General features: G+C 63.1%; 1 protein-coding gene and 1 pseudogene. One reads left to right on the forward strand and one right to left on the reverse strand.

Annotated elements, in window-relative coordinates:
• Positions 1-11: 11 nt before the first annotated feature.
• Positions 12-1,445, reverse strand: coding sequence for a glutamine synthetase family protein (locus tag EOA33_RS34400; protein WP_126056460.1), 1,434 nt, complete (start codon positions 1,443-1,445; stop codon positions 12-14).
• Positions 1,446-1,609: 164 nt separating this feature from the next.
• On the opposite strand from EOA33_RS34400, the pseudogene EOA33_RS34405 reads away from it, so the two are divergent.
• Positions 1,610-1,866: pseudogene (locus tag EOA33_RS34405) on the forward strand (HAD family hydrolase); the annotation flags it as partial.

Genomic DNA, 1,866 nt, shown 5'->3' on the forward strand with positions numbered 1-1,866 from the left:
CCCCTACTCCCCTAAACATTCAGCAACAAATACTCCCGCTCCCACGGGCTGATCACTTCCATGAAGGTCTCGAACTCAGCCCGCTTGATCGCCGCATAGGTGGCGGTGAACGACTTGCCGAGGATCGCGCAGAGTTCCTCGTCGCCTTCGAACAGGTCGACGGCTTCGAGCAGGCTGCGCGGCAGGTCGATCTCATCGGCGTTGGCGGTGGTCAGCACCGGAGGCTCGGCCTTGACCTTGTTGATCATGCCGACCAGGCCGCAGGCGAGCGATGCCGCCAGCGCCAGGTAGGGGTTTGCGTCCGAGGACGGAATGCGGTTTTCGACACGCCGCGCCGCCGGATCCGAACGCGGCACGCGGAAGGCCGTGGTGCGGTTATCGTAGCCCCATTTGTTGTTGACCGGTGCCGATGCCGCCTGCGTCAGCCGCCGGTAGGAATTGACATAGGGCGCGAACATCACCAGCGCGTTCGGCACATGCTTCTGCATGCCGCCAATGAAGTGGAAGAAATCCTCCGTCTCCGAGCCGTCCTCGGCCGAGAACACGTTCCTCCCGGTCTTCCTGTCGACGATCGATTGGTGGATGTGCATGGCCGATCCGGGCTGGCCCTGGATGGGCTTGGCCATGAAGGTGGCGTAAATCTCGTGCTTCAGCGCCGCCTCGCGGATGGTGCGCTTGAACATGAACACCTGGTCGGCGAGCTCGATCGGATCGCCGTGGCGCAAATTGATCTCGAGCTGGCCGGCGCCCTCCTCGTGGATCAGCGTGTCGATCTCCAGGCCTTGCCCTTCGGAAAAATGGTAGATGTCGTCGATCAGCTCGTCGAACTCGTTGACGCCGGCGATCGAATAGCCGGCGCCGCCGCCGATCGGCCGTCCCGAGCGCCCGACCGGCGGCGTCAGCGGATAGTCCGGGTCGGGATTCTTGCGCACCAGGTAGAATTCGATCTCGGGCGCCACAACTGGCCTCAGCCCGCGATCGGCGTAAGCCGCGAGCACGCGCTTCAACACGTTGCGCGGCGTGAACTCGACCGAGCGGCCATCCTGATGGACGAGGTCGCAGATCACCGCCGCCGTCGGGTCCTCTTCCCACGGCACCACGGTCAGCGTCGAAAGGTCCGGCATCAACTTGAGATCGCCGTCATCCTCCGGATAGTGGAAACCGTTGCCGTCCTCGGGATAACCGCCGGAAATCGTTGTCATGAACACCGCCGAGGGCAGCGCCAGCGAGGTGTTGGAGGTGAATTTCTTCGACGGCATCATCTTGCCGCGGGCAACGCCGGCCTGGTCAGGCGTGATGCATTCGATGTCCTCGATGCCGCGCCATTCCAGCCAGGCGCTGGCCTCCTTCCAGCTCTTCACGCCGCGTTGGTTCTTCAAGAAGGCAGGCGTGCGGGTACGCCCTCCGCGGCTAGACGGACGGACTTCCTTTTTTTCAGGCGGCATCAATCACCAGATTGCGTTGCAGATGGTGAAGTATAGCCGTGGCCGGCGATGGAAGGGAAGGGGAACCCCTGTGCGGTTGCTGCCGCGGTTGAAATTCGCCGTGGCGGGCTTAGGTTCGACGCCTCGCGAAATGCGATTACCTTGGACCCCGACGCAGGACAGCCATGGCCGGCCATGAACTGACGACGATCGGCTTCGATGCCGACGACACGCTGTGGCAGAACGAGCAGTTCTTCCGCCTGACCGAGAAGCGCTTCGCAGGACTGTTGGCCGAGCATGGCGAGGCGGAGCATATTTCGGCGCGGCTACTCGAAGCGGAAAGGCGCAACCTTGCCGTCTACGGCTTCGGCATCAAGGGCTTCACCCTGTCGATGATCGAAACCGCGATCGAGATCAGCGGCGGCCGTGTGCCGGCTGTCTC

Origin of the sequence: Mesorhizobium sp. M4A.F.Ca.ET.050.02.1.1, assembly GCF_003997725.1 — a bacterium.
GTDB lineage: Bacteria > Pseudomonadota > Alphaproteobacteria > Rhizobiales > Rhizobiaceae > Mesorhizobium.

Bases quoted from the DNA above. Each gene is read 5' to 3' on its own strand.
- EOA33_RS34400 (WP_126056460.1), bottom strand. From the start codon at position 1,445: ATGCCGCCTGAAAAAAAGGAAGTCCGTCCGTCTAGCCGCGGAGGGCGT.